Here is a 734-nt window from a genome sequence, read left to right on the forward strand (position 1 = left end):
GGCCGCGCTGTCCGCGGCCACCTGGTCGGCGCGGGCCTGGCTGGGCCATCCGGCGCTCACCGAGGGCGCCCCCGCCGACCTGGTCGTCTACCCCGCCGACCCGCGCGCCGACGTCGGCGTCCTCGCCGCCCCCGACCTCATCGTCCTGCGCGGCCGTCCCGTCGCTCCCTGAGCCTGCCGGCTCCAGCCCGTTGGCCCGTTCCAGCCCGTTGGCCCGTTTTCGGTCAGACTGCGGCCCGACGAGTCAGAGGAGCGTGCCGAAGACCTGCGTCCAGTAGGTGCCGTACTCGCCGCCGGTGGCGTAGCCGACGCCGATCTGGCGAAGCTGCGGGATGAGGATGTTGGCGCGGTGACCGGGGCTCTGCATCCAGCCGGTGACGACCTCCTCGGCCGTGGTCTGGCCGGCGGCGATGTTCTCGGCGACCCGGGCGTAGCGGTAGCCCAGGTCGGTGACCCGGTCGGACACGGTCCGGCCGTCCGGGCTGGTGTGGGCAAAGAAGCCGCGCGCCGCCATGTCCCGGCTGTGCTCGGCCGCGGCGGCGGTCAGCGTCGGGTTGACCGCGAGCGGGGCGAGACCTTCCCGCTCGCGTTCGGCGTTCGTCAACGAGACGACCTGGGCCAGCATCGCCGGGACGCCGTCCGCGCCGGCCCAGCCGGCCCCGTCCGGCGTCGGCCGCTCCTCGCGTACCCTCCCGTGCTCGGCCGCGGCCTCGTCTGCCCACCGTCCCGTCGAG

Annotated in this window: 1 protein-coding gene and 1 pseudogene; one reads left to right on the plus strand and one right to left on the minus strand. The window is 75.3% G+C overall.

Annotated features, from left to right (window positions below; all coding sequences use genetic code 11):
* Positions 1–172, plus strand: a pseudogene (locus ND748_RS33205) (amidohydrolase); the annotation flags it as partial.
* A gap of 72 nt (positions 173–244) precedes the next feature.
* Here ND748_RS33205 and ND748_RS33210 read toward each other — a convergent pair.
* A partial coding sequence (locus ND748_RS33210) for a CAP domain-containing protein (protein WP_251750182.1) occupies positions 245–734 on the minus strand: 490 nt, incomplete at its 5' end.

The organism is Frankia sp. AiPs1, from assembly GCF_023716945.1.
GTDB lineage: Bacteria > Actinomycetota > Actinomycetes > Frankiales > Frankiaceae > Frankia.